25 protein-coding genes are annotated in these 23812 nt (G+C 60.3%); 9 read left to right on the plus strand and 16 right to left on the minus strand.

Annotated elements, in window-relative coordinates; translation table 11 throughout:
• Window positions 1-23: 23 nt before the first annotated feature.
• From ACI3L3_RS07910 to ACI3L3_RS07985, 16 genes are all read right to left on the minus strand, one after another.
• A complete protein-coding gene (locus ACI3L3_RS07910) occupies window positions 24-752 on the minus strand; it encodes an energy-coupling factor ABC transporter ATP-binding protein (protein ID WP_404844566.1) in 729 nt (242 codons plus the stop codon).
• Window positions 749-1504 carry a cobalt ECF transporter T component CbiQ gene (cbiQ, locus tag ACI3L3_RS07915; RefSeq protein ID WP_404844567.1) on the minus strand — a complete coding sequence of 252 codons (756 nt, stop codon included), beginning with the start codon at window positions 1502-1504 and terminating at the stop codon, window positions 749-751. Before cbiQ ends, ACI3L3_RS07910 begins: the two co-directional genes overlap by 4 nt.
• Window positions 1505-1510: 6 nt before the next feature.
• Window positions 1511-2149 carry a hypothetical protein gene (locus tag ACI3L3_RS07920; protein ID WP_404844568.1) on the minus strand — a complete coding sequence of 213 codons (639 nt, stop codon included), beginning with the start codon at window positions 2147-2149 and terminating at the stop codon, window positions 1511-1513.
• Window positions 2150-2458: 309 nt separating this feature from the next.
• Window positions 2459-2938: a Crp/Fnr family transcriptional regulator gene (locus ACI3L3_RS07925; protein WP_404844569.1), complete on the minus strand. Its 480-nt coding sequence runs from the start codon at window positions 2936-2938 to the stop codon at window positions 2459-2461.
• A 33-nt stretch (window positions 2939-2971) separates the two neighbouring features.
• The gene (locus ACI3L3_RS07930; RefSeq protein WP_404844570.1) at window positions 2972-4723 is read right to left on the minus strand and encodes a Na(+)/H(+) antiporter subunit D; all 1752 of its coding nucleotides are present in this window, start codon (window positions 4721-4723) and stop codon (window positions 2972-2974) included.
• Window positions 4713-4964, minus strand: coding sequence for a hypothetical protein (locus tag ACI3L3_RS07935; protein WP_404844571.1), 252 nt, complete (start codon window positions 4962-4964; stop codon window positions 4713-4715). The genes ACI3L3_RS07930 and ACI3L3_RS07935 overlap by 11 nt, the downstream gene beginning before the upstream one ends.
• 14 nt (window positions 4965-4978) lie before the next feature.
• On the minus strand, window positions 4979-6460 hold the full coding sequence (locus tag ACI3L3_RS07940) for a monovalent cation/H+ antiporter subunit D family protein (RefSeq protein ID WP_404844572.1): 1482 nt from the start codon (window positions 6458-6460) through the stop codon (window positions 4979-4981).
• 9 nt (window positions 6461-6469) lie between these two features.
• On the minus strand, window positions 6470-7969 hold the full coding sequence (locus tag ACI3L3_RS07945; RefSeq protein WP_404844573.1) for a proton-conducting transporter membrane subunit: 1500 nt from the start codon (window positions 7967-7969) through the stop codon (window positions 6470-6472).
• Entirely contained in the window at window positions 7969-8364 is a 396-nt protein-coding gene (locus ACI3L3_RS07950) for a cation:proton antiporter subunit C (protein WP_404844574.1), read from the minus strand. The genes ACI3L3_RS07945 and ACI3L3_RS07950 overlap by 1 nt, the downstream gene beginning before the upstream one ends.
• A gap of 1 nt (window position 8365) precedes the next feature.
• Window positions 8366-9199 carry a Na(+)/H(+) antiporter subunit B gene (locus ACI3L3_RS07955; RefSeq protein WP_404844575.1) on the minus strand — a complete coding sequence of 278 codons (834 nt, stop codon included), beginning with the start codon at window positions 9197-9199 and terminating at the stop codon, window positions 8366-8368.
• Window positions 9199-9444 (minus strand): Na(+)/H(+) antiporter subunit B, encoded by a 246-nt coding sequence (locus ACI3L3_RS07960; protein WP_404844576.1) that lies wholly within the window; start codon window positions 9442-9444, stop codon window positions 9199-9201. The genes ACI3L3_RS07955 and ACI3L3_RS07960 overlap by 1 nt, the downstream gene beginning before the upstream one ends.
• A 4-nt stretch (window positions 9445-9448) precedes the next feature.
• A complete protein-coding gene (mnhG, locus tag ACI3L3_RS07965) occupies window positions 9449-9778 on the minus strand; it encodes a monovalent cation/H(+) antiporter subunit G (protein ID WP_404844577.1) in 330 nt (109 codons plus the stop codon).
• A 36-nt stretch (window positions 9779-9814) separates the two neighbouring features.
• Window positions 9815-10093 carry a monovalent cation/H+ antiporter complex subunit F gene (locus ACI3L3_RS07970; RefSeq protein ID WP_404844578.1) on the minus strand — a complete coding sequence of 93 codons (279 nt, stop codon included), beginning with the start codon at window positions 10091-10093 and terminating at the stop codon, window positions 9815-9817.
• Between the two features lie 3 nt (window positions 10094-10096).
• The gene (locus ACI3L3_RS07975) at window positions 10097-10573 is read right to left on the minus strand and encodes a Na+/H+ antiporter subunit E (protein ID WP_404844579.1); all 477 of its coding nucleotides are present in this window, start codon (window positions 10571-10573) and stop codon (window positions 10097-10099) included.
• A gap of 675 nt (window positions 10574-11248) precedes the next feature.
• Window positions 11249-12697 (minus strand): transferase, encoded by a 1449-nt coding sequence (locus tag ACI3L3_RS07980; RefSeq protein WP_404844580.1) that lies wholly within the window; start codon window positions 12695-12697, stop codon window positions 11249-11251.
• 95 nt (window positions 12698-12792) lie between these two features.
• On the minus strand, window positions 12793-14277 hold the full coding sequence (locus ACI3L3_RS07985) for an SLC13 family permease (RefSeq protein ID WP_404844581.1): 1485 nt from the start codon (window positions 14275-14277) through the stop codon (window positions 12793-12795).
• A gap of 786 nt (window positions 14278-15063) precedes the next feature.
• Between ACI3L3_RS07985 and ACI3L3_RS07990 the strand changes: the two genes are divergently transcribed.
• The 9 genes from ACI3L3_RS07990 (at window position 15064) to ACI3L3_RS08030 (ending at window position 23810) form a co-directional block, all read left to right on the plus strand.
• A complete protein-coding gene (locus ACI3L3_RS07990) occupies window positions 15064-15663 on the plus strand; it encodes a TrmH family RNA methyltransferase (RefSeq protein WP_404844582.1) in 600 nt (199 codons plus the stop codon).
• Window positions 15664-15671: 8 nt separating this feature from the next.
• Entirely contained in the window at window positions 15672-16283 is a 612-nt protein-coding gene (locus ACI3L3_RS07995) for an L-threonylcarbamoyladenylate synthase (protein WP_404844583.1), read from the plus strand.
• A gap of 859 nt (window positions 16284-17142) precedes the next feature.
• Complete coding sequence (locus ACI3L3_RS08000) at window positions 17143-17601, plus strand: NUDIX domain-containing protein (protein ID WP_404844584.1); 459 nt, start codon at window positions 17143-17145, stop codon at window positions 17599-17601.
• 43 nt (window positions 17602-17644) lie between these two features.
• A complete protein-coding gene (glgA, locus tag ACI3L3_RS08005; RefSeq protein WP_404844585.1) occupies window positions 17645-19111 on the plus strand; it encodes a glycogen synthase GlgA in 1467 nt (488 codons plus the stop codon).
• Window positions 19112-19166: 55 nt separating this feature from the next.
• A complete protein-coding gene (locus ACI3L3_RS08010; RefSeq protein ID WP_404844586.1) occupies window positions 19167-19475 on the plus strand; it encodes an isoamylase early set domain-containing protein in 309 nt (102 codons plus the stop codon).
• 103 nt (window positions 19476-19578) lie between these two features.
• The gene (pdxA, locus tag ACI3L3_RS08015) at window positions 19579-20577 is read left to right on the plus strand and encodes a 4-hydroxythreonine-4-phosphate dehydrogenase PdxA (protein ID WP_404844587.1); all 999 of its coding nucleotides are present in this window, start codon (window positions 19579-19581) and stop codon (window positions 20575-20577) included.
• A 439-nt stretch (window positions 20578-21016) separates the two neighbouring features.
• Window positions 21017-21652, plus strand: a complete 636-nt coding sequence (locus tag ACI3L3_RS08020) for a cytidylyltransferase domain-containing protein (RefSeq protein WP_404844588.1) — start codon at window positions 21017-21019, stop codon at window positions 21650-21652.
• Window positions 21649-22659 carry a Gfo/Idh/MocA family protein gene (locus ACI3L3_RS08025; RefSeq protein ID WP_404844589.1) on the plus strand — a complete coding sequence of 337 codons (1011 nt, stop codon included), beginning with the start codon at window positions 21649-21651 and terminating at the stop codon, window positions 22657-22659. The genes ACI3L3_RS08020 and ACI3L3_RS08025 overlap by 4 nt, the downstream gene beginning before the upstream one ends.
• Window positions 22656-23810, plus strand: a complete 1155-nt coding sequence (locus ACI3L3_RS08030) for a DegT/DnrJ/EryC1/StrS family aminotransferase (RefSeq protein ID WP_404844590.1) — start codon at window positions 22656-22658, stop codon at window positions 23808-23810. Before ACI3L3_RS08025 ends, ACI3L3_RS08030 begins: the two co-directional genes overlap by 4 nt.
• Window positions 23811-23812 lie beyond the last annotated feature (2 nt).

Here is a 23812-nt window from a genome sequence, read left to right on the forward strand (position 1 = left end):
GGGGCCACGGCGGCCTGCGGCGGCTAGTCCCCGTGGGTATGGGGCATGGTGCCGTGGGTGTGGGCGTGGATGTGCTGGTGGGTGTGGGTTTCGCCGTCAAAGGCGATGCGCCCGTCCTTCATGGCGTAGATGTCATGGGTAGTGCGGGCCAAAAAGTCCCAGTCGTGGGAGATAATGACCAGCGCCTTGTTGAGGTCCGCCAGGATACGCACAAGGCGCTCACGCGTGTCCACGTCCAGCGCGTTTGTTGGCTCATCAAGGAGCAGGGCTTCCGGCTCCATGGCAAGGACGGACGCCAGCGAGACGAGCTTTTTTTCACCGCCCGAGAGCTTGTGCGTCACGCGGTCCTCAAAGCCGCCAAGGCCAAGGGTGCGCAGGGTGCGCTGGGCGATGGCGCGGGCTTCGTCGGTGGTTTTGCCCATGTTCAGCGGGCCGAAGGCGACGTCCTCAATAACGGTGGGAAAGATGAGCTGGTCGTCCGCGTCCTGAAACAGCAGGCCCACGGCGCAGCGTAGGCGCTGCTGGATGTCCGGCGCGTTCACGGGCTGGCCCTTGAAAAAGACACGGCCCTGCGTTGGCTGGATGAGACCCATCAGGATGTGCGCCATGGTGGTTTTGCCTGTGCCGTTGGGACCGATGATGCCAAAGCGGTCACCGGGGCGCAGGCAGAAGTTGAGGCCGGAGAGAATCTCGGGCTGAGCGGGGTAGCCGAAGTGGATGTCCTTGAGTTCAAAAAGCGGCGCGGCAGTCATGGGATGAGCAGTTCTCCGGCGGCAAGGGCGCAGGTCAGGGCCAGCATGAGGGCGAGGAAGACGACATCCCGCGTGGTCATGGCAAGGCCGTTAAGAGAGTGGAACGCGCCGTTGAAGCCGCGGCAGACCATGGCCTGATACACGCGCTCCGAGCGGTCGAGACTGCGGACAAGGACCATGCCGAGCAGTGAGGCGTAGGCGCGGTAGGTGTGCATATTGGTGCGCGGGGTAAAGCCGCGGACCTTCATGGCGGCGCTCAGGCGCTGGAATTCCTTGGCGATGATAAATATCTGCCTGTAGGTGAAAATGAGCAGCCAGCCGAGTTTTTGCGGCACATGTAGCTTGCGCAGGGCATGCCCCAACGCAGGCACGGGCGTGGTGGCGATGAGCGCCGTCAGCACAAGGATGATGGCGTTGGATTTGATGGTGATGCGCGTGGTGAGGTTGATGGCCTCCTGCGTGGCCGTAAAGCCCAGCACCGAGAACACGGGTGTTCCCGGCATGGAGAAGGGCACCACAATCCACAGCAGCAGGATAAAGATATTCACCGCCAGCAGGCGCTTTAAAACCGCCCGCAGCGGCAACCCTCCGGAGAGCAGAACCACCGCGCCAAGGCCAAGGGCTGCAAGGAGCACCGGAAACTGTTGGCATACGGCCACCACGCAGGAAAAGGCCGTGGCCGCGCAGATTTTGGCGCGGGGGTCCAGCGTGTGCAAGGGGGACGAGCCGTAGGCGAAACGTTCGTCCAGCATGGGGCGCTAGCTCCGCTTCCTGCTGGCGACCAGCGCGCCAACGCCAAACAGGCCAAAGATGTAGCCGATGCCGCCAAAGATATCCGCCATGGACGGACCGGACGTCTCCTGCGCGGCAAGGCGTTTGGCAATGGGCGCCAGCTTGCGGTCCACAGCGCGCTCGACGATGCGCTCCAGAGCGGCCTCGCTCACGCTGAGGTGCGAGTTGTGCCCGCCGGGGGCGACCGGCGCGGGCTCGGCGTCCGTAATGGGCGTGGAGGGGGCAACCTCCTGCCAATCCTTCGCGCCGAGGTATTCGTCGGCGGCAATGACCCATTCCCCGGCGTGGCCGGTTCCGGCATTCAGCTTGAGTCGCAGGTCCATACGCTGTTTGGCGGCCTGCGGCGGCACGGGGAAGGAGAACAGCCCTGCGTCGTCCGTTGTGCCGGTGAGCAGGGTTTCGCCGGTTTTGGCGTTGGAGACCGTAACCGTGCTGCGGCGGGCCTTTTTGCCGCCGCTGAATGTGCTTTCGGTATGGATGACGCCGTCTTCCTCCCACGCGAAGATGGTCACCCTGTGCGCGAAGCTGGGGGCGGCCAGTGCAATGACAAAAAGACACGTGAGAAGCGGGGCCAAAAGCCGGGTGCGGAGAGATAAGTGGCGCAAGGGATGCCTCCGGGACTAAGCGTGGGCGGAACTGGTGTCCCGCAAGAACGGCCTTTGTCGTAATATATTTTTGGTAAATGTGCTACACCTTGCGCGTGAAAATCCGGCAAGGAGTGCGCTTAGTCCCCGCCAGTAAAGGGTTTTGGGGCGCAAATTGGTGTCTAGGCATAAAAATGAGGGGGCGTGGGCGGGCGCGTTTGGCGTGAGGCGGCGCGGCAAACAGGAACAAAAAAACGCGGCGCATGGAGAACCATGCGCCGCGTGGCGTGCAGTCTGTGGCGTCAGGCAAGGCCGCGACGCCGCTGTCCGCTAGTCGTCCATGGAGGACAGGTCGGGATGGCGGGACAGGATTTTCATGAACTGCTCACTGCGGTAGTCCAGACGGCGGCGGACCAGCATGAACAGGCGGTTCATGAGGCGGTAGCCGAGGTCGTGGTTTTCGTCCATGAGGGCGCGCAGGCCGTCGCCGGGGAAGGCGATGACTTCCGTCGGTTCGGTGGCGCGGGCGCGCATGGTGTGGCTGTAGCTGGGCACCAGCGCGTACCAGCCGAACAGGTAGCCCGGCTTCAGGGACGCGAGGGAGATGGTGACATCTTCGCTGATGTCGCCTTCCAGCAGGGCCTTGCCGGAGCGCAGGATGTAGAAGTCATCTGCCGGTGCGTCGGACTCGTAGATGACCTCGTCGGCCTTGTAGTTCTCCAGCTTGGCCAGCGGCAGCATCTTTTCAAGGGCATCGTCACCAAGGCCTTGCAGCATGGGGACGTTTTTCAGATCGCTCAGCGTAATCATATCTGTAACCTCGATGGTCGTGGTTATCGGATGTTATCGGTTCAGCATGAAGACGATAATCCCAAACAGGTACAGCAGGGATACCGCCACGGAGAGGCCGATGGGCGACACTCCGGCCTTGAACTGCTTGGCCAGCCGCTCGCGCTGCGCCCCGGAGAGCACAGGGTAGAGCACAAGCTGGGTCAGCTTCAGCGGAGCATTCACAAAGAAGCCGTTGACCAGACCAGTGAGGCCCTTGGCAATGACGTGGTCACACACGGCGTTCAGGCCGTTGAGGACGCTTGCCATCAGCTTGTAGAATGCCCGGCCGCCAAGGCGCCAGAAGATGTCCGTATCAATCGCGATGGTGTCCGTACGCTTCAGCAGCTTCAGGAACACGAAGAACGCGAGAGCGGACAGCATCAGCAGCTGGAACTGCTTGACCACGCCGCCGAAGGTGTACGGCTCATGCGCGGGCATGTCGAAGGGCAGGATGGCATACAGCGGATCGGGGTACACGCCAAGGAAGATGCACAGGAAGGCCATGATGCCCATGGCAACCAGCATCGTCTTGTGCGGCGGCTCGCCCGGTCGCAGTCCCCTGTCCTGGTTAAAGAACACAAAGTAGGGGAACTTGATGCCCGCGTGCAGGAACACGCCCGCGGAGGCAACCTCAAGCACCAGCCATGCCCACGTGAAGTGCTCGTGCACTGCCGCGTCAATGATTAGGGGCTTGGAGGTGTAGCCGCTGGTGAACGGCACGGACGAAATCGCCAGCGCGCCGATTGTGCCGAATATCATTGTCCATGGCATGGTCTTGTACAGACCGCCAAGCTCGGTGCATTTGCTCTTGCCGGTCATGTAGAGCACGCTGCCCGCGCTCATCCACAAGAGAGACTTGTAGATGATGTGACAGAAGGCGTGCGCCGCTGCGCCGTTCAGGGACATGGCGGTGCCGATGCCCACGCCGCAAATCATGAAGCCCACCTGGTTGATGATGGAGTAGGCAAGAATGCGGCGCATGTCGTTTTCGAGCAGGGCGTACATGATGCCGTACAGGGCCATGATGCAGCCGATGACAATGAGCACCTCATACCCGGCGTAGCCGCGGATGAGGGTGTAGACGGAGGTTTTGGTGGTGTACGCCGACAGGATGAGGCCGCCGGTGACGGTGGCTTCGGGGTAGGCGTCGGACAGCCACGCGTGGAAAGGCGGAGCCGCAGCGTTCACAAGGATGCCGAACAGGATGAGGTACGAGGCCCAGCCGCGCACCGCAAAGTGTTCAAACGCCACGGAGCCTGTGCCCTGCACGTGCATCACAATACCCGCCAGCAGGACCAGCCCACCAAACAGGTGCATCAGCACGTAGCGGAAACCGGCGCCGTAGGCCTTCTTCGTTCTGCGGGCCAGAATGAGGAAGGTGGACGTCACGGCCATCCACTCCCAGAAGAAGTAGAGCGTGACAAGGTCGCCGGCAAAGACCACGCCAAGCGCGCCGCCCATGTAGCCCAGTGCAGCCATGTGCTGCTGGTTGTCCTTCAGGTAGAAGGCATACAGGAAGGCCGCAAAGCCGTTCAGCGTGAAGACATAGCCGAAGATTTTGGACAGCTTGTCAACGCGCAGCAGCGTCAGGTCGTACCCGAAGAAGTGCACCCCCAGGTATTCTCCGTAGGGCAGCTGTGTGATCACCCAGAACGCCAGTGCCGGAAGAAGGCACACGTACAGGCTTTTCATCTTGCCCCGGAAGAACGGCACGAGAGTCGCGCCGAGGATGAGTATCGAGAACGGGGGGATGTTAGCGATCATAAAAATCCTCCCTCACCTTGAGCACGTAGCCCATGAGTTTCGCGAGGACAATCAGCACCGCGCAGGACCCGAAGCCGAGTAGCGCAGAGAACCCGAAGAAGTTGTCCCAGCCAAAGTGGCCGTGAACATGGGCGATGGGTTCCAGAACCAGCGTCAGGGCGCAGGTGCCGTACAGGAGCTTCCACAGAAGCTTCCTGTTTTTGTCATGGTCGAACCAGTCGAATTCTTTCTTTTGGCTCATTATCGTCCCTCTCCTTAGGGGGTCACGCCCACGGCCAGCTTGGCCAGGTTCATGAACACGTCGGGGTAGAAGAAGAGCCCAATGGAGCACGCCGCTGTGATGACAAGGGGTGCCACGCACTGGATTGGCGCTTCCTTGACGCCCTCATTGAACATGCATTCATCAGCCGTGCAGAAGAACGCCTTGTAGACGATGGGCAGGAAGTAGGCCGCGTTCAGCAGCGAGCTGACCAGCAGCACCACCATGAACGGCCACTGTCCGGCTTCTATGGTGCCTTGCAGCAGGTACCACTTGGAGAAGAAGCCGCCAGTGGGCGGAATGCCGATGACGGACAGCGAGCCGATAAGGAACGCCGCCATGGTCACGGGCATGCGCTTGCCGATGCCCACCATCTCGCTGATGTTCTTCTTGCCCGCGCCAACAAAAATGGCGCCGGCGCACATGAAGAGCGTAATCTTACCGAAGGCGTGCATGGCAATATGCACGCTGCCGCCAATGAGCGCTTTCGGGGCCAACAGGCCAAGGCCGAGGACGATGTAGGACAACTGGCCAATGGTCGAGAAGGCCAGCCGCCGTTTGAGTCCGTCCTGCGACAGCGCTATGAGCGAGGCTGTGATGATGGTCACACTTGCCGCCGTGCAGATAAACCACGACAGGTTCATCTGGGCCAGCAGGTCTACGCCGAACACTCCGGTGATGACGCGCAGCACGGAGAACGCACCAACCTTAACAACCGCCACTGCGTGCAGCAGGGCCGAAACAGGCGTGGGCGCCACCATGGCTGCGGGCAGCCAGGAGTGGAACGGCATGATGCCGACCTTGGCGAAACCGAACAGGAACATCACCAGCAAGGTGGTGGCCATGGTCGGGGTGACGTGACCGGCAAGGAAGCCGCCGGGACCGAAGTCCAGCGTGCCCGCCTGGAAGTAGGCGACCAGCATGGCCGGAAGCGCCAGACCGATGGACGTGCCCATGATGTAGAGCAGGTACTTGCGGCCGGAGGCGCGGGCTTCGGGGTCCTGATGGTGCGTGACCAAGGGGTACGTGCTCAGGGAGAGAATCTCGTAGAACATGTACATGGTCAGCAGGTTGGCGGAGAAGGCCACACCAATGGTGGAGGACAGCGCCAGCGCAAAGAACGCGAAGTAGCGCGTCTGGCTGTGCTCGTGCTCCGCACGCATGTAGCCGATGGAGTAGATGGAGGTCAGAATCCACAAGGACGAGGAGACCAGCGCGAACATCAGGCCAAAGGCGTCAACCTTAAAGGCCAGCGGTACGCCGGGCAGCACCTCGAACATGGTGTATGTAAACTGAACGCCGTCCAGCACGGCCGGCACCATGGATGCCACGATGGCCAGCTTGATGGCTCCCGCAATAAACGTCCATGCCTCACGCGCGTTGGGCGATTTGCCGCACGACGCGATGATGGGCATGACCGCCAGGGAGACCAGAACGGCGATGAGCGGTCTGACAGAGACTATAGTTTCATAGTGCATACGAGTCCCCTAGGCGATGTTGGCCGGAATGGCGAAGTCGATGACGCGGGTGACGATGTCGCCGGAGTACAGGCCCAGCACGATGAGGCCCACTGCCACCAGAAGCAGCGGAACCACCATGCTCCACGGCGCGTCCTTGATGGGCTGCGGCGCAGGGCCGTGGCCGTGTTCATGACCGTGACCTTCGGCGAACGGCTCAAAGTAGGCGATCTCGAATATTCTGAAGAACATGACAACGTTCATCAGGCTCGACAGAATGAGTGCGGCCACAAAGCCGTAGTGATTGGCCTCTAGGCCGCCGAGGATGAGATACCACTTGGAGAAGAAGCCGCAGGTCGGCGGCACGCCAATCATGGCCAGCGCGGCGATGACAAAGGCCGTCATGGTGAACGGCTGTGTGCGGAACAGCCCCTTCAGGTTGTCGAAGTGGGTGTTCTCGTGGCGGTAGGCAATGCAGCCAACGCACAGGAACACGCACAGCGTCATCACGGCGTCGTTGACGATGTGCAGGATGGAGCCGGACATGCCGATACGGTTGCCGAGCCATGCGCCGCCGACCATGTAGCCAACCTCGGAGATGAGGATGAAGGTCAGCATGCGCTTGAGGTCGCGGCTGGACAGGGCAAAGAAGGCACCTGCCATCATGGCGATGACCGCCAGCCAGACGATAGCGCGGCTCACCTCGGGCGAGGAGAACACGAACTCGGGCTGGAACACGGTCAGCATCATGCGGATCATCACGTAGACCATGACTTTGGTGGTCATGGGGGCGATGAGGCTGGATGCCGGGTTGCCTGCGTCACCGTAGGCGCCGGGCAGCCATGCGTGCATGGGGAAGAACGCCATCTTGGCGAACACACCGGCCAGCACCAAGCCAAAGGCGGCGATGATGGCGGGGTTGCCATAGAGGTTCGGCAGAATGGTGGCGAGGTCCTGCATGTTGAGGGAGCCGGTCATGATGTACATGTAGCCGACGCCCAGCAGGTAGAACGACGCACCCACAGTACCCATAAACAGGTAGCGCAGGGTGGACAGCGGCGCACGGGCGTTGCCCATGGCAAGCAGTGCGTAGCCGGACAGCGCGGCGATCTCGAGCAGAACGTAGAGGTTGAACGCGTCACCAGTAACGACGATGCCGAGGTGACCGGCCACGGACAACAGGTACAGCGTGTAGAACACGGGGACCTTGCCTTCGTAGCGGCGCTCGATGTCGGCGCGGGTGGCAATGAGGTTGACGAATCCCAGACCGGCGACGAGCAGCAGGACCAAAGCGTTCAGGTGGTCCACATAGTACTCGATGCCGACGGGCGGCGGCCAGCCGCCAAGGCGGTAGCTGAATGGGCCGTCTGCCATCACCTGAGCAAGCAGGCCGATGGCGGAAAGGACGGACACGCCCAGCGCGGCGACGGCCACGGGGAAGTGGATCCGCCGGCCGAACCATCCGCCGATGGCGACGGCAAAGGCCGACAACAACGGTGCGATGAGTATAAGCGCAGGATATTGGTTCATTATTCGCTGAGGTGTTTTAAGATTTCGTCTTCTTCCAGCGTCTTGTGCTCTTTATAAATATTGAGCAGAAGCGCCAGTGCCACACCGAGGGTCGCCACGGAGACGACGATGGCGGTCAGCATCAGCACGTGAGGCAGCGGGTTGATGTAGTCCGCGGCGTTGACGGCGTGGTTCGTCGCGCCGTGTGCGTGCTGAAGGATCGGAATCGTCGCGCCCTTTTTCGAGCCGATGGAGACGTAGAACAGGATGATGGAGGTCTGGAAGATGTTCATGCCGATCACCTTCTTGACCAAGTTGTTCTTTCCAATCATCGCCCATACGCCGATCATCATCAGCACGGTGTACGCCCAGTAGTTGTACTTGGCCGTTATCACGGTTTCGAGCAGTTCATGCATACTAGAGGCCCTCGTCGTATCTGCCGACAGAGGCGACATTGTTGTAGATGATGACCATCGTGGACATGACGGTGAGGCCCACGCCGATCTCAATAACAAGGATGCCGAACGAGCGGGCGGCCACCGGGTCCATGCCCAGAAGGCCCGCCAGGGCGGAGTAGTCGAGGAAGTTGCCGCCGTAGATCATGGCCAGCGCGCCGTAACCGGCGTAGAGGACCACACCCGCTGCGGACATAAGCCCCAGCGCCTTGTTGGAGACGCGGTTGATCAGCGTGCGCATGTTGTGCGACAGGCCCAGCAGCAGGAAGGCTGCCGCAAGGATGACGCCGCCCTGAAAGCCGCCGCCCGGGCTGTGGTGGCCGTGGGCGATGACGTACAGGCCGAAGATTTGGATGAAGGGGACCATCAGCTTGGCCACGCGTGAGACGATGAAATCGTACGGTATCCACGTGGGGTCGATTTCTTCAAACGCGCCGCCCTCGCGTGGGGTCTTTGCGCCATTGCGGAAGCGCAGCACCACGCCGGTTTCGGTGTGGCGGAACTGACGGACCGTTGGTTGGTCACGCTTGTAGGCACCAAGCATGAAAAAGACGGCCATACCAGCACAGAACACCACCGTGGTTTCAAACATGGTGTCGAATCCACGATAGTCGCCCAAAACGGCGGAGACGATGTTCGGGACACTCGTCTCTTCCATGGTTTTGGTGATGTAGTGGTTCGAAAGGTGCGTGCTGGCGGGGGAGTTCGGGTCGCCCCAAGCCGGGAAGCTGCCGGTGATGTAAATCAGCAGCAGGCCGGTGATGACGACGGTTGCCAGACTCAGATGCTTCATCATCAGTCCTTGGACCTCCTTGAAGTTCTGAAGACGGCACCGATGAACAGCACCGTGCTCACGCCAGCGCCGACGGCGGCCTCGGTAAAGGCCACGTCAACAGCGCCCATGGACGTCCACAGAACGCACATCATGAAGCTGAACGCGCCGAAGACGAGGGCCGCACCCAAAAGGTCTTTGACCTGCAGGGCGCCGATGGCACAGAACATGACCAGAATCAGAATTGCTTCGTCTATCTGCCAGATCATGCGACTATCTCCTTTCCTGTCCTTTTTTCCACGGCTTCAGACCAGCGCGGAAGCCCGCATCCACAAGGGCGTGGGTCGCGGTAGGGCTGGCGATGAAGACGAAGACCAGAATGAACATGATCTTGAGGCTGGTCAGCAGGGTTGCCACCTCGAAGTGATGCAGGTTGTACAGCGCCAGACCGAGGAGCATCAGCGCCGAACCCAGAGTGTCCATCTTGCCCGCCGGGTGCAGGCGGGAATAGAAGTCCGGGAAACGGACGATGCCAAGGGCGGCCCCGGCGAAGACGACGATGCCCAAAAGCAGCAGCGTCATGACGATGATGTCGAGTATCATGTCTTTTTTTCTCCTTTGTGCAGGGTAAAAGCTGCCCTAGGACTCGTCGTGGAGTCCCTTGCGTTTCTGGAAGTAGCGGCTGGCCGCGATAACGGCGATGAAGTTCAGCATGCCGTACGCCAGCGCAATGTCCACGAACATGTCCACACGATCGAAACTGAAGCCCAAAAGGACAAGCAGCACCACCGTCTTGGACCCGATGGCGTTGACGCCCAGCATCCTGTCCATAACCGTAGGACCAACCACCGTGCGGTACAGGGTGACGATCATAACGGCGATAAGGCACAGGGCGGCAAACAGAAAGTACGAATCCATAGGTTACTCTCCGAAAGTCTTTGCTACTTTTTCCTCCATCTCGCCAGGCACACCGGATGCGGACTTCTCGTCAATGGCATGGACGGTGTAGCGGCCGTCCACGTCCACATACACCGTAATGGTACCGGGTGTGAGCGTGATGGAGTTGGCAAAGGCGAGCCGTGCCATGGTTTTCTGCAGGCGGCTATCGAACTTGATGACCTTGGGGTCAATCTTGTCCAGCATCCTGGGGTGGAAGACGAGATACATCAGCCAGAAGTTGGCTTTGATGATCTCCAGCAGAAGCCACGGGATGTAGAGCGGGAAACGAAGCCAGGTTGCCGTGGGGCCGTTGACGCCGTCTTTGGGCGGAAACAGCAGGTCACTGGAGAACCAGGCGACGATGGCACAGGAGATGACTCCCAGCGTCAGGTGGAAAGCGTCGAACTTTCCCGAGAGAATGACCCATGCAATCGCCATGATGACGAATGTGGATACCATGGGCCCGACACGTCGCTTACGCGGCTTGGCGGACGCACCTATCTTGTCGGCAGGCCCATGCCGCCGTCCAAGATGGTCATTAGAAATGGCCATGAGCGAATCCTTGGTTATAACTGTACGGAATTATTTGGTTAAGATTCCTCTCCTTTCTCTTTTTGGGGGCACCTCCTCCCAAAAAGCAAAGAAATCTGTACCCTATTTGTGCTCATTCGTGAATAGCTTGCCGTCCGAAAAATCCAGAATTGGTGCGGTATTCCTATGATATAGGATATGATCGCACCACCCGAGTGAGCACTCGGTTCGACGCAATTCGTGAAGTTCAGAACAAGCCTGTGTGCGCAGACTCTGCTCCGTGCATATTTTGCCTTCCCTTGCGCTGGCTGTATGGGGGTACAGCCCTGTGTTGTACACTATAAACGGCTCATATTCTACGATGTTTTGCCGCAGCATTCGCCGCAGTGTTGCATGTCATGTGTTTTGTGTCGTCTCGCGGACGCTTTGGGCGATTTTCACCGGCCCTGTCTTTGGAGCTTGCTGCGCGCTCAAATTGGGCGCCGATGTGAAACCGCGCGTTGAAGCATAGCATAACTGGTGCGGAAAACACTATGGGGCGGGGGAAAAAGAACGGCCACGCGGTTTCCCACGTGGCCGTTGTTGTGCTGAGGCGGGTTTCATCTAGGGCGCTGAGAACTCGTCAATGGTTTCAAGTTCCGTGGGTTTAATCTCCAGCTTGGGATAGAGTCCGGCAAGGTCGCCGGAGGGGTAGGGCTGGAGGATATTAAAGGCCATTTCCTGATTCTTCTGGGCGTGTCCGGCGTTGTTGGCTTCGTCGAAGAACGCGCCGTTCTCTTCCAGGATGTGGCGGATGCGGCCACGGAAGGCGTCCGCAAAGACTTTGCCGCTGCCGCTGAAGCGCATTGCGCCCATCTCCATGCCGTCGGTGATCTTTTCCAGATCGACGAGGGCGATGGAGTGCTGCTTGAGGTCGTCGGCATTGCGGATGTAGCCCCAAACCAGCGTGTCGGACGGGATTTCCAGCGGTTCATCGGCGTCGATGATGGTGTGGGGCATGATGATGGTGTTTGAGCCGACCTGAAGCGGCGTCTCGGGCGTGCCGTGCAGGAAGGCGTTGAAGCCCACAAACACGTGCTTGCCAAGGTGAGCGTGGACCACCTTGCCGCCGTGGGCGGTGACGTCTTCGCCCTCCAGGCTGGAGTGGACGATGTAGCAGTTTTCCTGCGCGTTGGAGCCATGGCCGAGCCATGCTTCCTCAAGGTAGGCGCGCTGGGCTACGAGGACGTTCTTGTCGATGCGGGTTTGGCCCTTGACCACAGCGTACGGCGACAGGGATGCGCCCGGAGGCACCGGAACGGGGTGCTCCTGTATGGAGCTGTAGATGGGCATGAAGTCGGCTTTGCGTTCCTCAACGTAGTCCATGAGGATGCCCGAGGGGGCTTTGCCGGTTTCGTAAGCGACATAACGGCGAAGCACTTCTTCGTCGAACTGGTAGTTGAATTCGAAGTCCTTGGTGCGAATCCAAACCTGACCGGGCTTGACGAAGGTGTTCACCAACTCGCCGACCTGCGTATAGGAGTAGGTGCCGAACACACAGTTGTGGGCGCTGGTCAGGTCCACGGTGGCGAAGGGGCCGAGGAAACAGCCCTCGACGGGCGCGCCGTGGATGTTGGACCAGTGCAGGGCAACGGTGTTTCGGATGCCAAATTTTTCAAGGTTTTCGGGATCGTGGGAATGATTGTGAACGAGGGTTTTGATGAGGTAGCTGTCGCGGATGTAGATGATTTCGTCTTGGAACAGGCGGATCTTCATGTCCCCGAACGGGACCACATCGCCACGGCGCTTGAGCTCGTCGCCGCGGATGTCACTCTTGTAGATGATGGAGCGGTTTACCTCGCACTTGCCGAGGAGATAGGTGCCGGACAGGCAGGATTTATTGAACTTGAAATACAGCGGATGATGCTGGGTTAGGCCATAGAAGGCGTAAAATCCGGCGAGTCTGTTCCTGTCGACAAGGTGTCTGATATGCGGGCCCACGTCCGTAAATTCGCGAAGGTTGACGTTGACCCGGTTGATGATGTTGTTCAGCAGGTTTTGAAGCTGAGGCATTGTGATTTTCTCCATCAGAATCATGTTTTGGGCAGGGCGACTGCGGCGGAGAAATCCGCCGCTGCCGCCCCGCATAGCATACTGTGTATGTCCTCTTATCCTCCTACGGGGATGGTAATGGGCATGCCCATGACAGGCCACAGGAACATCACCGCAAGGCCGGTGACAACCATCAGCAGGATACTGGCGGGAATTCCGTAGAGGAAGAACTCACCGCTGGTGAACTGCTTGGAGTTGTACGCAATGGCGTTTGGCGCCGCGCCCACAAGGAGCAGGAACGGCATGCCCGCCACGACCAGGGAGGAGAACAGGATGACTTCGCCGGCAACGCCCAGATAGGGGGCGATAACCAGCGCAACAGGCAGGGAAATGGCAATGGCCGCAACGTTCATGATGAAGTTGGTCATCATCATGACGAAGAAGGCGATGCCCATGACAAACACGAACCAGTGCGCCTGCTCGAACAGGGTCAGCCAGTTGACGGCCAGCCACTTGGCGGCACCCGTCTCCCACAGACAGAAACCAATGCTCATCGCGCCGGAGAACAGCAGGATGATGTTCCACGGAACTTCTTCGAGATTCTTAAGGTCAAGAATCTTGAAGACGTAGAACAGCACGGTGGAGGACAGGATAATGGCGGTCTTGTCGATAGGCTGCAGAGCCGGGATGAACGAGCGCAGGCTCATGGTGAGGATGGCGCCACCCACAATGACGGCCGCCATAATCTCATCACGGGTGATGGGACCGAGCTGAGCACTCAGCTCTGCGGCTTTTTCGCGGATGCCGGGGATGGTTTTCCGTTCCGGCGGCAGGAGCAGCATAAAGAAGCCCCACAGCAGGAAGGTCATGGTCCAGCCGATGGGCGCCATGTAATAGGTCAGGGTAAAGAAGCTGACGTCCTGATTCATGATGTCCTTGAAGAACCCAAGGGCCACCGCGCCACGCGCTGCACCAAGCAGAGTGACGATGGAACCGGCACCAGCCACGTAGGCCATACCCATAAAGAGCGCCTTGCCGAATTTGGTCGGCTTGGTCTCGTCGGTGTAGAGGCTGTAAATGGCAACCAGAAGCGGATAGAGCGTTGCGGCCACAGCGGTGTGGGCCATGATGTGCGTCAGTGCAGCGCAAACCACGAACGTGCCCAAAAGGATCATGGACGTGCGTTCACCGACGATGCCCAGCATCTTGTAGGCCAGGCGTTTGGTGAGGCCTGTCTTGGTGAAGACAGCGCCAATAATGAGGGATGCGAAGATGAACATCACGGACGGGTCCATGAAGTCCTTAAACGCGGCCTTAGCCGGGCGGATGAGGAACAGCGCCTGAAGAATGCCAATCAGCAGCGAAGTGATGCCAATGGGAACAACTTCAAACACCCACCAGGTGCCGGCAAGCAGAAATACTGCCAGCGCGCCCTTGCCCTCACGCGTGAGGACGAAGTGTTTGCCAGCCGGGTCGATGGCGTCGGCCCACTGGGGGGACCAGTACACCACGACAAAAAGGAGAATACCCGTAAGCATGGCGAAGAATCGCCTCTTATCGAACATCACCTCTTGAACGGCGGCTTTTGCTTTATCAACCATCAAGATCCTCCATCAGACAACAAGCGTTTCGAAGGGAATTGGTGGGCAAGCAAACAGTCGTCGTTTGCCCGTCCAACTGCGTCACTCATCTCAAGCCGTGTCGATGCGTCGCGAAGGGCACTCTTCGTCGGCGCACAGTGCGCTGTCGTCGCGTGTTGGGGCGGAGTTGTCGTGCGTGAGGATGCGGCAAGCACGTTCGGACGGTAGGACCAAGCGGTCCACGAACGGGCTCCAAAGGCGGCAGGTCGCGGTTTGGCGGTATGCTCCCTGTCGGATTTGTTCCAATACGCCCGGACCGATAAGCGGTTTCGGCAAGGGCGTCCCCCCGGCATTGGCGGTGTCGGCCTTGTGTGGCCGACGCTGACAATCCGTCTCAACTGGTGACGGCGGATTTCCGTTGTACAGAGGGCACTTCCGTACAGGGGAAAAAGCGCACGCCTTGAGAAAAAAAGAACAATTGGCGGTGAAATCCTTTTGTCAGCTAATGCCGAAAAAATCAATTATATTGTACGTCTTTTTTTCAGGGACTGCATGTGGCGGCAGTGTCGCCGCGCTGTCACATGAGTTGTGAAAAAAAGAGCAGGCGCTTTGACGCCTCGCCTGTTGAGAAACGTTTATCAAAACTAACGGGTTGCTCGTCAAGGGTATTTTTTGGCATATGAACGGATTTCATGAAAAATGGCCGTGTGGGCGGGTTATTTCCAATTAGGGCAAAAACGTGTAATGAGCGGACCGAACTTTTGGCCCGGTCCACCGGGTGACCCCTTCTTACAAAAGAGGAGACGGATGAAAAAAATACCGCAGTGCCGCACCCCGGAGCGCAAGGCAAAGATGCGCTACGTTCTTGAGCATAGGCAGAAGGACCTGTCGCTCATCATGGCCAATATCTGGGATCCGCATAATGTTTCCGCCATCCTGCGCAGTTGCGACGCCTTTGGCGTTCCTCGCGTTCATCTGTATTATACTGACACCGCATTCCCCAACATTGGGCGCAAGTCGTCCGGTTCTGCACGAAAGTGGGTGGAGTGCGTTCGCCATACCAGCGCGGAAAGCCTTGTTGGCGGTCTGCGCGCAGACGGGTACCAAATCCTGTCCACGGGCTTTTCCGAAACGGCGCGCCCGCTGATGGACTATGACCTCACGCAGCCCACGGTCTTTATGCTGGGCAACGAGCACCGGGGCGTGGACCCGGAGCTGGACGCGCTGGTTCCCGATCAGATTTACATCCCCATGCAGGGTATGGTGCAGAGTCTGAACGTTTCCGTGGCCGCCGCCGTCATTATGTACGAAGCCTACAGGCAGCGCATGGCCAAGGGAATGTACGATCAGCCCACGTACGACCCTGAAACACTTGAAGAAATGGTAGAAGACTGGTGCACGAAATAGAAACCGCCATGCAGCGTGCATGCGCCGTGGTTACGGGCGGGGGCGTCCTCGTCTACCCCACGGAAACCCTGTACGCCATTGGGTGCAGCGGGCTGGACGAAGCCGCCGCAGCCCGTGTGTTCGCCCTGAAGAATCGCGACCACTCCAAGCCGCTTCCGCTCATTATCGCGGAGACGGAACAGTTGTCGCTCATTACCAATTGGATGCCGGACGACCTGTTCGAACTGGGCCAGCGTTTCTGGCCGGGTCCGCTTTCCGTTCTGGTGCCCACGTTGCCCGGTCTGCCTCCGCAGATTCAGGACCGGCGCGGGTTGACCTCCGTGCGTGTGACGCCGCATCCCGTCGCCGCCGAACTTGCGCGCCGCACTGGCGTGCCGCTGGTTGCCACCAGTGCCAATATCAGCGGCAAAAGCGCCGTCGCGCGCCCCTCGGCCCTTGATCCGGCCCTGACCGCAGGTGTGGACGATGTGCTGGACGTGGAGCCATGGCCCCGCGGCGGCGACCCGTCCACCGTGGTGGGCATCGAGCGCCCCGGCGAACTGACCATCTACCGCGAGGGAGCCATCTCCCGCGCTGAGCTGGAAGCGGCAGGCTTTGCCGTGTGCCAGCCCGCCGCCTAGCGCAGGACACGCGCCCCGGCGCGCCTTGCCTCAGCGACAAAGCCCACGCATGCAGCGTGGGCTTTTTTTGAGTTTTTTTGCGGTCTGCCAATGTTTTTGAGGGGAGGCCAAGCCTCTTTCCGGTGCCTTTTCCGGGGGTGGTCAAAAAATTTTGACTCCTTTTGGGGCGATTGCTGGAGAATCCTGCAGCAGTTTAAAAAATTTGACCCCAAAACGGCGGTGAGAGGCAGTGTGTGGCTTTGTGTGAAGTCTGTAGTTGCCCGGTATTACTGGGTTTATTTGAAAAAGCACTGGCAATTTCAAAGTTGGCCCGCGACTTGCTCTATTCAAAATACCTTCTTTGTTTTGCAGAAGCCGGCTTTTGGGGTTGCGCCCCCAGAAGCCGGTTTTTGTTTTGTTTGCCCTGTCGCGGCCTGCGCGGGTGCTCAGGACGGGTCCCGTCCTCATTCTTCCTCCTCACGTTCCGTTGCCCTGGCGGCTACGCGCCCTGACACAGGGCGGGTTGCGCCGTGCCTGACCGGGCCGGGAAAGACGTTTTCCGGTATCCTTCAGGGTATTCCAGATGGGAATAGTTTGGCCTGAGCATACGCACGCCGGGGCCTGAGCCAGAGTCTGAGCCGGGCAAGCAAGGGCAGGGGAGCGCGGAAAACCCGCCGCATGTCACCATGTGGGACCGTTCAAAAAATTTGACCATGCGCAACGCTGCGGAAATGGCGCAAACTTTTCTTGTCCTTGGGTGGGGCATGGCGTACCCAAATGTCACGGGGATGTCTCATGCGCGCCATGATGAACCACAGGAAAATTCACGACCCTCTGGACGCAAGGGGAAGAAGATGAGAGTGTTGGAAGGCATTGCCTCATGATGAAAGAGACACAGTGTCCGCATTGCGGCAAGCGTTTCGAGCAGTACTGCAATCCCGTCCCCACTGTGGACGTGGTGGTGTATGCCCCGCAGCGGGGAATTGTCCTTGTGGAGCGCCGCAATCCGCCCCTTGGGTGGGCGCTTCCCGGAGGATTTGTTGACTGCGGCGAAACGGTGGAGCAGGCGGCAGTGCGCGAGTTGGCTGAAGAAACGGGCCTTGCCGTGCAGCTTGCCGGGATGCTTGGGGTCTACTCCGACCCCGCACGCGACCCACGCATGCACACCCTCAGCGTCACCTTTGTCGGGACAACGACGGACCCGGATGCCTTGCAGGCGGGGGACGACGCAGGGGACGCCCGGTTCTTTCCTTTGGACGCGCTTCCGGAATTAGCCTTTGACCACGCGAAGATTGTCAGTGACTTCGCGCAATGGCTTCGGGAGCACACGTTGACATAAGGGCTGCGAAGACCACCCCGGCCAGGCGGGGCATGGTGCGTTGATGGCTGATAGGCCGTTGATTCTCCACATAACTTCCGAGATGTATCCCTTCTCCAAAACAGGAGGGCTGGCGGACGTGCTGGGCGCGCTTCCTCCGGCGCTGGCGGAGAAGGGTGTGGACGTTGCCGTTGTCACGCCATTCTATGGCCGTCTTTCCACGGCCGGCTATCCTGTCCGGCTTCTGCATTCCGATGTACCCGTGGGCTATCCGTGGCCCCCGACCACGGCCGAGGTTTTCCACTCGGACTATCAGGGCGTTCCCGTCTATTTCATCAGCCGGGGCGAATATTTCGACCGCCGCTTCTATTACAATACCCACCGCGGCGACTATTTCGACAACTGCGAGCGGTTTGTCTTTTTCTGCCGCGCGGCGCTGGAGTGGTGCAAGTTTATGGGCCGCACGCCGGATGTGGTCCACGCCCATGACTGGCAGGCCGCGCTCAGCATGGCCTACCTGCACTACTGGCGGCAGATTGATCCCTTCTGGAAGGACGTCAAAACTGTGCTGACCATCCATAACCTTGCCTTTCAGGGGCGGTATTCGTCGCGTTTGTTCTGGGAGTGCGGCTTGCCGACCTCGGCGTGGAATATGGACGGAGCGGAGTTTTGGGGCGACTTCAATATGCTGAAAGCCGGCATTGCCTACGCTGACCATGTGACCACGGTCAGCCCCTCCTACGCCGAGGAAGTGCAGACCGAGGCCTTTGGCTGCGGGCTGGAAGGCATTCTGCGTAAGCGTTCGGCGGATTTGACAGGTATTTTGAATGGCGCGGATTACGACGTATGGGACCCGCGCGGAGACAAGTACCTGCCGCACCCTTATTGCCGCGGGAATATGAAGGGTAAACGCATCTGCAAGGAGCACCTGCTGCGCGAATATGGCATGGACCCCATCGTTGCCACGCGCCCGCTGCTTGGGTTTATTGGCCGTCTGCGGCGGCAGAAGGGCATAGACCTGCTTCTTGATATCCTGCCAGCGCTGATGAAAATCGGCGTAGGCGTGGTGGTGCTTGGCGAGGGGAACCTTGAATTTGAGGCGCAGCTGATGGAGCTGACGGAGAAGTATCAGGGCCGCCTTGCCGCGCGCATTGGCTACACGGAGGAGTTGGCGCATTACATTCAGGCCGGGACGGATATTTTTTTGATGCCGTCGCGCTATGAGCCGTGCGGGTTGACGCAGATGTATTCCCTGCGCTTTGGCACGGTGCCCATAGCCAGCGCGGTGGGCGGACTTCGCGACACCATCGTGCCATACCCCCGCTACGGCGCGACGGGCTTTACCTTTGCCCCCGGCGACCCCAGCGCCTTTTTGCGCGCTATCATGGACGCATTGTCCGTGTGGGATAAGCCCAAGAAATGGACCCAGCTTCGCAGCAGCGCCATGAAGGCGTCCTTCTCGTGGCCGCGTTCGGCCGAGGGATACCTTGCTGTCTATAAAAAATTGGGCGTGACCGCGCCTGACGCTTGAACCGAAATTGATGGTTGGGGTATACTCCACGAGGAATGCCCTAAGGAGGAAGCTTATGTCCCTAAAGAAGATGTATTTGCGGAGCAAGCCGGTATGCAAGGTGACGTTCCGGCTTCCCAAGGAAGCCGCCAATGGAGCGGGCTCCGCCACACTTGTCGGCGAGTTTAACGAGTGGAACGAAAAGGCAACGCCCATGAAGCGCCTCAAGGATGGCTCCTTTACCGTAACGCTCAACCTTGAGACGGGAAAATCGTTCCAGTACCGGTACTTGCTGGATAAAGAGATGTGGGAGAATGACGACGCGGCGGATACGTACGTCCGCAGTAATTTTGGCGATTGTGATAACTCCGTCGTGACAACGTAGCGCCGCGCAGGGGTGGCAGGGCGTTTCGTGGCGGTAGGATATTTTGCGCCCCCGCAGTCCGGTGCTGGACTGCGGGGGCTCGCTTGCGTACTCTTCCCCCGCTATGCCTGAAAATACATTGCTTCTTACCCTTGGCGACCCGAACGGTCTTGGTCCCGAGCTGGCCTGCCGCCTGCTTGGCGGCGGGGAGCGCCCCTCCTCGCGCATTGTGATGATTGGCCCGGAGCAGGGCCTTGTGTACCATGCGGAGCGTCTTGGCATTGCGCCCTTCTGGACGCGGGTGACGCACCCTGCCGATGCGCCGGATGCGTCCGTCTGTCTGCTGGTGCCTGCTGGCCTTGAGGACACAGCCGTCCATCCCGGCGAGGCCCGCACCGAGGGCGGCTACGCCGTTGGCGTTACGCTGGACGCCGCGTGCGAACTCCTCCGCGATGGCGCGGCCGCAGGCGTGGTGACCTGCCCGCTCAATAAAGCCATGCTACAGGATGCCGGGTTTGATTTTCCCGGTCATACGGAATTCTTCGCGGAGCGCCTTGGCGCCGGGCGCGAGAATATCTGCATGCATCTGGGTGGGCCGAAGCTCAAGGTCAGCCTTGTGACCACCCACCCCCGCCTTGCCGACGTTCCCGCCCTCATCACGAAGGAGCGTGTGGTCAAGTGCCTGCACCTGACGCATGAGTTGGTCCGCGCCCTTGGCGTTGACGATGCGCCCATCGCCGTGTGCGGCCTCAATCCCCACGCGGGCGAGTCCGGCAAAATTGGCACCGAGGACGAGCGCATCATTGCCCCTGCCGTGCAGCAGGCCTGTGAGGAAGGCGTGAGCGCCGTGGGACCGCTGCCGGGGGATACGGTGTTCCACTTTGCCGTGCAGGGCCGCTACAGCGCGGTGCTGGCCATGTATCATGATCAAGGCCTTGCGCCCCTCAAGCTCATGCACTTTTCCGAGGCCGTGAATGTGACCCTTGGCCTGCCTGTGGTGCGCACCTCCGTGGACCATGGCACAGGCTACGACATCACCGGAAAGTATGTGGCGGATACGGGCAGCCTTGCCGCCGCCATCGACTGGGCGCAGCGCCTTGTGGCCGCCCGCCGGAAACGATAGTCCCCCGCGCATCCTGCGCGCCATTTTTTCGACGCCGAAGCCGCTCTGCGGTTTCGGCGTTTTTTTATGTGCTCTTTCGGGGCGTTGGGAGGCGGCGTGAACTCGCGTGTGGCGCAGGGGAACAGGTCTGGTCCGCGCCTTTCGGGCGTGGTGGCGGGGCAGGGGGCGCTTTGGAATACTCTGCGAAAAGCCGCGCGTGGCAGGTGTTTGGAATACTGCACAAAGCGCGTTGCGGCACGGGGTGTGCTGTACAATGGAGCATTGATGCAGGGTGTGCAGCCCCGTTGCGGCGCAAGTGTCGTACTGTGTTGAGATGCCGTGAAATTTTGAAGCAGTGTTGAAATGGCGCTCATATTCTGCTACATGGCAATATGGTGGAAAAAGTCCTGCTTTTTCCGGTGTGTTGCATCACATTCAGACGAATTGTGCAGGTGGCGGGATGTTTCGGGCGTTCATTCAGGCGAGGATGAGTTCCAGCAGGTTCCCGGGCAAGGTGCTCGCTCCGTTTTGCGGGGTGCCGCTCCTTGCGCATGTGGTGGAGCGGGTGGCGCGGGTGGTGCCGCGCACACGCATCACGGTGGCCACCAGCACCGAGGGCAGCGACGATCCACTGGCGGAATATGCCCGCCTGCTGGGCGTTCAGGTGTACCGCGGCGTGCTGGATGATGTGTTTCGGCGCTTTCGCGGGTGCCTGCAGGAGTCGCCGTGCGACTGGTTCTACCGCGTGTGCGCGGATAGTCCTCTGCTGCTCCCCGGTCTGCTGACGGAATTTGCCCGCCACGCGGACCCCGCCACAGCGGACATTGTGACCAACGTCTTTCCCCGGACCTTTCCCCAGGGCCAGTCTGCGGAGCTTGTCCGCGCGGAGGCCTTCCTTTCCGTTGATCCCGCCTTGCTTTCTGCCGAGGAGCGGGAGCATGTGACGCTCCATTTCTACAACCGTCCCCGAATGTACCGCATCGTCAACATTGTGAATCCGCACGATGTGTCCGCGCCGCAGAGCCTTGCCGTGGATACGCTGTCGGACATGCGGCGTCTGGAGCGGGACGTGGCAACCCTTGGGAGGCTTGAATGATTCAGGATGGGCCACTGCGCTGTGCTGTTTTGGGCTTGGGTGTGGGCGAGGTGCATGCCCGCGCCCTTGTGGAGGCCGGGTGCGATTTGCGGCAGGTCTATGACCCGGACGCGCACAAGGCGTGGGAGGTGGCGACGGCCTACCACTGCCTTGCGGCGCAGCATGTGGAGGATATTTTTGACGACGGGGCCGTGGACCTTGTGGTCATCGCCAGCCCTGATGATATGCACGCGCGGCAAGTGCTGGCCGCCCTCAAGGCGGGCAAGCATGTGTTTGTGGAAAAGCCCGTCTGCCTCACCGTGCAGGACCTGCGGCGCATCCGCCGGGCGTGGTCTGCCCACGGAGGACGGGTGAAGCTGCTCTCCAACCATATCCTGCGCGCCGCGCCGCTCTACCAAAGGGTGAAGGCCGACGTCGACGCCGGACGCCTTGGCACCCTCTACGCCCTTGATGGCGAGTACCTCTACGGACGGCTGGAAAAAATCACGAATGGCTGGCGCGGGCAGATTCCCGACTATTCGGTCTTTTTGGGCGGCGGCATCCACATGGCGGACCTGATGCTGTGGCTGGCGGGGGAGCGCCCCGTTGCCGTGCGCGCCCGTGGCAACGCGCTGTGCTCGCATCCGCACCGGCTGGGATTCAATGACTTTGCCGTGGCGGAGCTGGTGTTCCCGTCCGGCATGGTGGGGCGGCTTGCCGCCAATTTCGGGTGTGTGCAGCCGCACCAGCATGTTTTGCGCGTTTACGGCACCAAGGGCACGGTGCTCTACGACGACGCCGGAGCGCGCACCTACACCAGCCGCTCGCCCGAAACGCCGCATACGCCCCTCGCCGAGTCGCCGCACCCGGAGCACAAGGGCGCGCTGCTGATGCAATTTGTCCGCTGGATAGCTGAGGACAAGGACCTCGCGCCCATGACGCAGGAAGTGTTCGACGCCGTGAGCGTGTGTTTGGCGTGCGACAAGGCCGCCGCAACCGGGGAAGAGATGGAGATGGAATACGTATGACGCGAAGCCCGAGCATACCCTTTGGCAGGCCAAGCATCACGGACCGCGAGCGCGAGGCCGTGGCCGCGGTGCTGGATGGTCCCATCCTGACCCACGGCCCGCAGTGCGCGGCCTTTGAACGGACCTTTGCCGCATATCTGGGCGGAGGCGCGCATTGCGTGAGCATGAGCTCGTGCATGGCGGCCCTGCATGTGGCGTGGTTCCATCTCGGCATTGGTCCCGGTGACGAAGTCATCTGTCCGGCCATGACGCATGTGGCCACGGCGCACGCCATTGAGCTTATGGGCGCGCGGCCCGTCTTTGCGGATTGCGACCCGGCAACGGGCAATATCGACCCGGACCACGTGGAGGCCCTCGTCACGGACCGTACGCGGGGCATTACGCTGGTGCATTATCTTGGCATCCCCTGCGATATGGACGCCATTATGTCCATTGCCGGACGCCATGGGCTGTACGTGGTGGAGGACTGCGCATTGGCCTTTGGCGCGCGCCTGCACGGCATCCATGTGGGCCTGTTTGGCGATGCGGGGTGCTTTTCCTTTTATCCGGTGAAGCACCTGACCACGGCAGAAGGCGGCATGCTCACCACGGCGAACGAGCAGATAGCGGCCCTTGCCGCGCAAAAGCGCGCTTTTGGAGTGGACCGCACCCACGATGAGCGCGCCATACCCGGCATGTACGACGTGACCATGCTGGGCATGAACGCCCGCATGAGCGAGATGCAGGCCGCCCTGGGGCTGGCGCAGATGGAGCGCGCGGACCAGATGCTGGCGCGCCGCGCGGAGAACCACCGTATTTTGAGCGAAGCGCTTGATGCGCTGGAGGACGTGCGCGTTATCGCGGCGACCCTGCCGGACTCGCGCCCCAGCCACTATTGCCTTGTGGCGCAGTTGGAGGGGCGGCTTGCCCCGCGGCGGGACGACATTTTGCTGGCGCTGCGCCGGGCGGGGGTGGGCTTTAGCGTGTACTATCCGCACCCGGTGCCGCGCCTTGCCTATTACAGAGAAAAATATGGCTGGACGGACGGGCAGTATCCCCGTGCCGCCGCCATAAGTGATGCGTCGGTGGCTTTGCCAGTGGGGCCGCATCTTGGCCCGGATGAGATGCACAGCATAGCCGGCGCTTTCGGCAACATCGTCAAGGAGTTGTGAGC

Source organism: Desulfobaculum sp. SPO524, assembly GCF_044987625.1.
Classification (GTDB): Bacteria; Desulfobacterota; Desulfovibrionia; order Desulfovibrionales; family Desulfovibrionaceae; genus Desulfobaculum.

What these genes read in the sequence shown, in the direction of transcription:
- ACI3L3_RS07910 (WP_404844566.1), bottom strand. Translation starts at nt 752, where the DNA reads ATGACTGCCGCGCCGCTTTTTGAACTCAAGGACATCCACTTCGGCTAC.
- cbiQ (WP_404844567.1), bottom strand. Translation starts at nt 1,504, where the DNA reads ATGCTGGACGAACGTTTCGCCTACGGCTCGTCCCCCTTGCACACGCTG.
- ACI3L3_RS07925 (WP_404844569.1), bottom strand. Translation starts at nt 2,938, where the DNA reads ATGATTACGCTGAGCGATCTGAAAAACGTCCCCATGCTGCAAGGCCTT.
- ACI3L3_RS07930 (WP_404844570.1), bottom strand. Translation starts at nt 4,723, where the DNA reads ATGATCGCTAACATCCCCCCGTTCTCGATACTCATCCTCGGCGCGACT.
- ACI3L3_RS07935 (WP_404844571.1), bottom strand. Translation starts at nt 4,964, where the DNA reads ATGAGCCAAAAGAAAGAATTCGACTGGTTCGACCATGACAAAAACAGG.
- ACI3L3_RS07940 (WP_404844572.1), bottom strand. Translation starts at nt 6,460, where the DNA reads ATGCACTATGAAACTATAGTCTCTGTCAGACCGCTCATCGCCGTTCTG.
- ACI3L3_RS07945 (WP_404844573.1), bottom strand. Translation starts at nt 7,969, where the DNA reads ATGAACCAATATCCTGCGCTTATACTCATCGCACCGTTGTTGTCGGCC.
- ACI3L3_RS07950 (WP_404844574.1), bottom strand. Translation starts at nt 8,364, where the DNA reads ATGCATGAACTGCTCGAAACCGTGATAACGGCCAAGTACAACTACTGG.
- ACI3L3_RS07955 (WP_404844575.1), bottom strand. Translation starts at nt 9,199, where the DNA reads ATGATGAAGCATCTGAGTCTGGCAACCGTCGTCATCACCGGCCTGCTG.
- ACI3L3_RS07960 (WP_404844576.1), bottom strand. Translation starts at nt 9,444, where the DNA reads ATGATCTGGCAGATAGACGAAGCAATTCTGATTCTGGTCATGTTCTGT.
- mnhG (WP_404844577.1), bottom strand. Translation starts at nt 9,778, where the DNA reads ATGATACTCGACATCATCGTCATGACGCTGCTGCTTTTGGGCATCGTC.
- ACI3L3_RS07970 (WP_404844578.1), bottom strand. Translation starts at nt 10,093, where the DNA reads ATGGATTCGTACTTTCTGTTTGCCGCCCTGTGCCTTATCGCCGTTATG.
- ACI3L3_RS07975 (WP_404844579.1), bottom strand. Translation starts at nt 10,573, where the DNA reads ATGGTATCCACATTCGTCATCATGGCGATTGCATGGGTCATTCTCTCG.
- ACI3L3_RS07980 (WP_404844580.1), bottom strand. Translation starts at nt 12,697, where the DNA reads ATGCCTCAGCTTCAAAACCTGCTGAACAACATCATCAACCGGGTCAAC.
- ACI3L3_RS07985 (WP_404844581.1), bottom strand. Translation starts at nt 14,277, where the DNA reads ATGGTTGATAAAGCAAAAGCCGCCGTTCAAGAGGTGATGTTCGATAAG.
- ACI3L3_RS07990 (WP_404844582.1), top strand. Translation starts at nt 15,064, where the DNA reads ATGAAAAAAATACCGCAGTGCCGCACCCCGGAGCGCAAGGCAAAGATG.
- ACI3L3_RS07995 (WP_404844583.1), top strand. Translation starts at nt 15,672, where the DNA reads ATGCAGCGTGCATGCGCCGTGGTTACGGGCGGGGGCGTCCTCGTCTAC.
- ACI3L3_RS08000 (WP_404844584.1), top strand. Translation starts at nt 17,143, where the DNA reads ATGATGAAAGAGACACAGTGTCCGCATTGCGGCAAGCGTTTCGAGCAG.
- glgA (WP_404844585.1), top strand. Translation starts at nt 17,645, where the DNA reads ATGGCTGATAGGCCGTTGATTCTCCACATAACTTCCGAGATGTATCCC.
- ACI3L3_RS08010 (WP_404844586.1), top strand. Translation starts at nt 19,167, where the DNA reads ATGTCCCTAAAGAAGATGTATTTGCGGAGCAAGCCGGTATGCAAGGTG.
- pdxA (WP_404844587.1), top strand. Translation starts at nt 19,579, where the DNA reads ATGCCTGAAAATACATTGCTTCTTACCCTTGGCGACCCGAACGGTCTT.
- ACI3L3_RS08020 (WP_404844588.1), top strand. Translation starts at nt 21,017, where the DNA reads ATGTTTCGGGCGTTCATTCAGGCGAGGATGAGTTCCAGCAGGTTCCCG.
- ACI3L3_RS08025 (WP_404844589.1), top strand. Translation starts at nt 21,649, where the DNA reads ATGATTCAGGATGGGCCACTGCGCTGTGCTGTTTTGGGCTTGGGTGTG.
- ACI3L3_RS08030 (WP_404844590.1), top strand. Translation starts at nt 22,656, where the DNA reads ATGACGCGAAGCCCGAGCATACCCTTTGGCAGGCCAAGCATCACGGAC.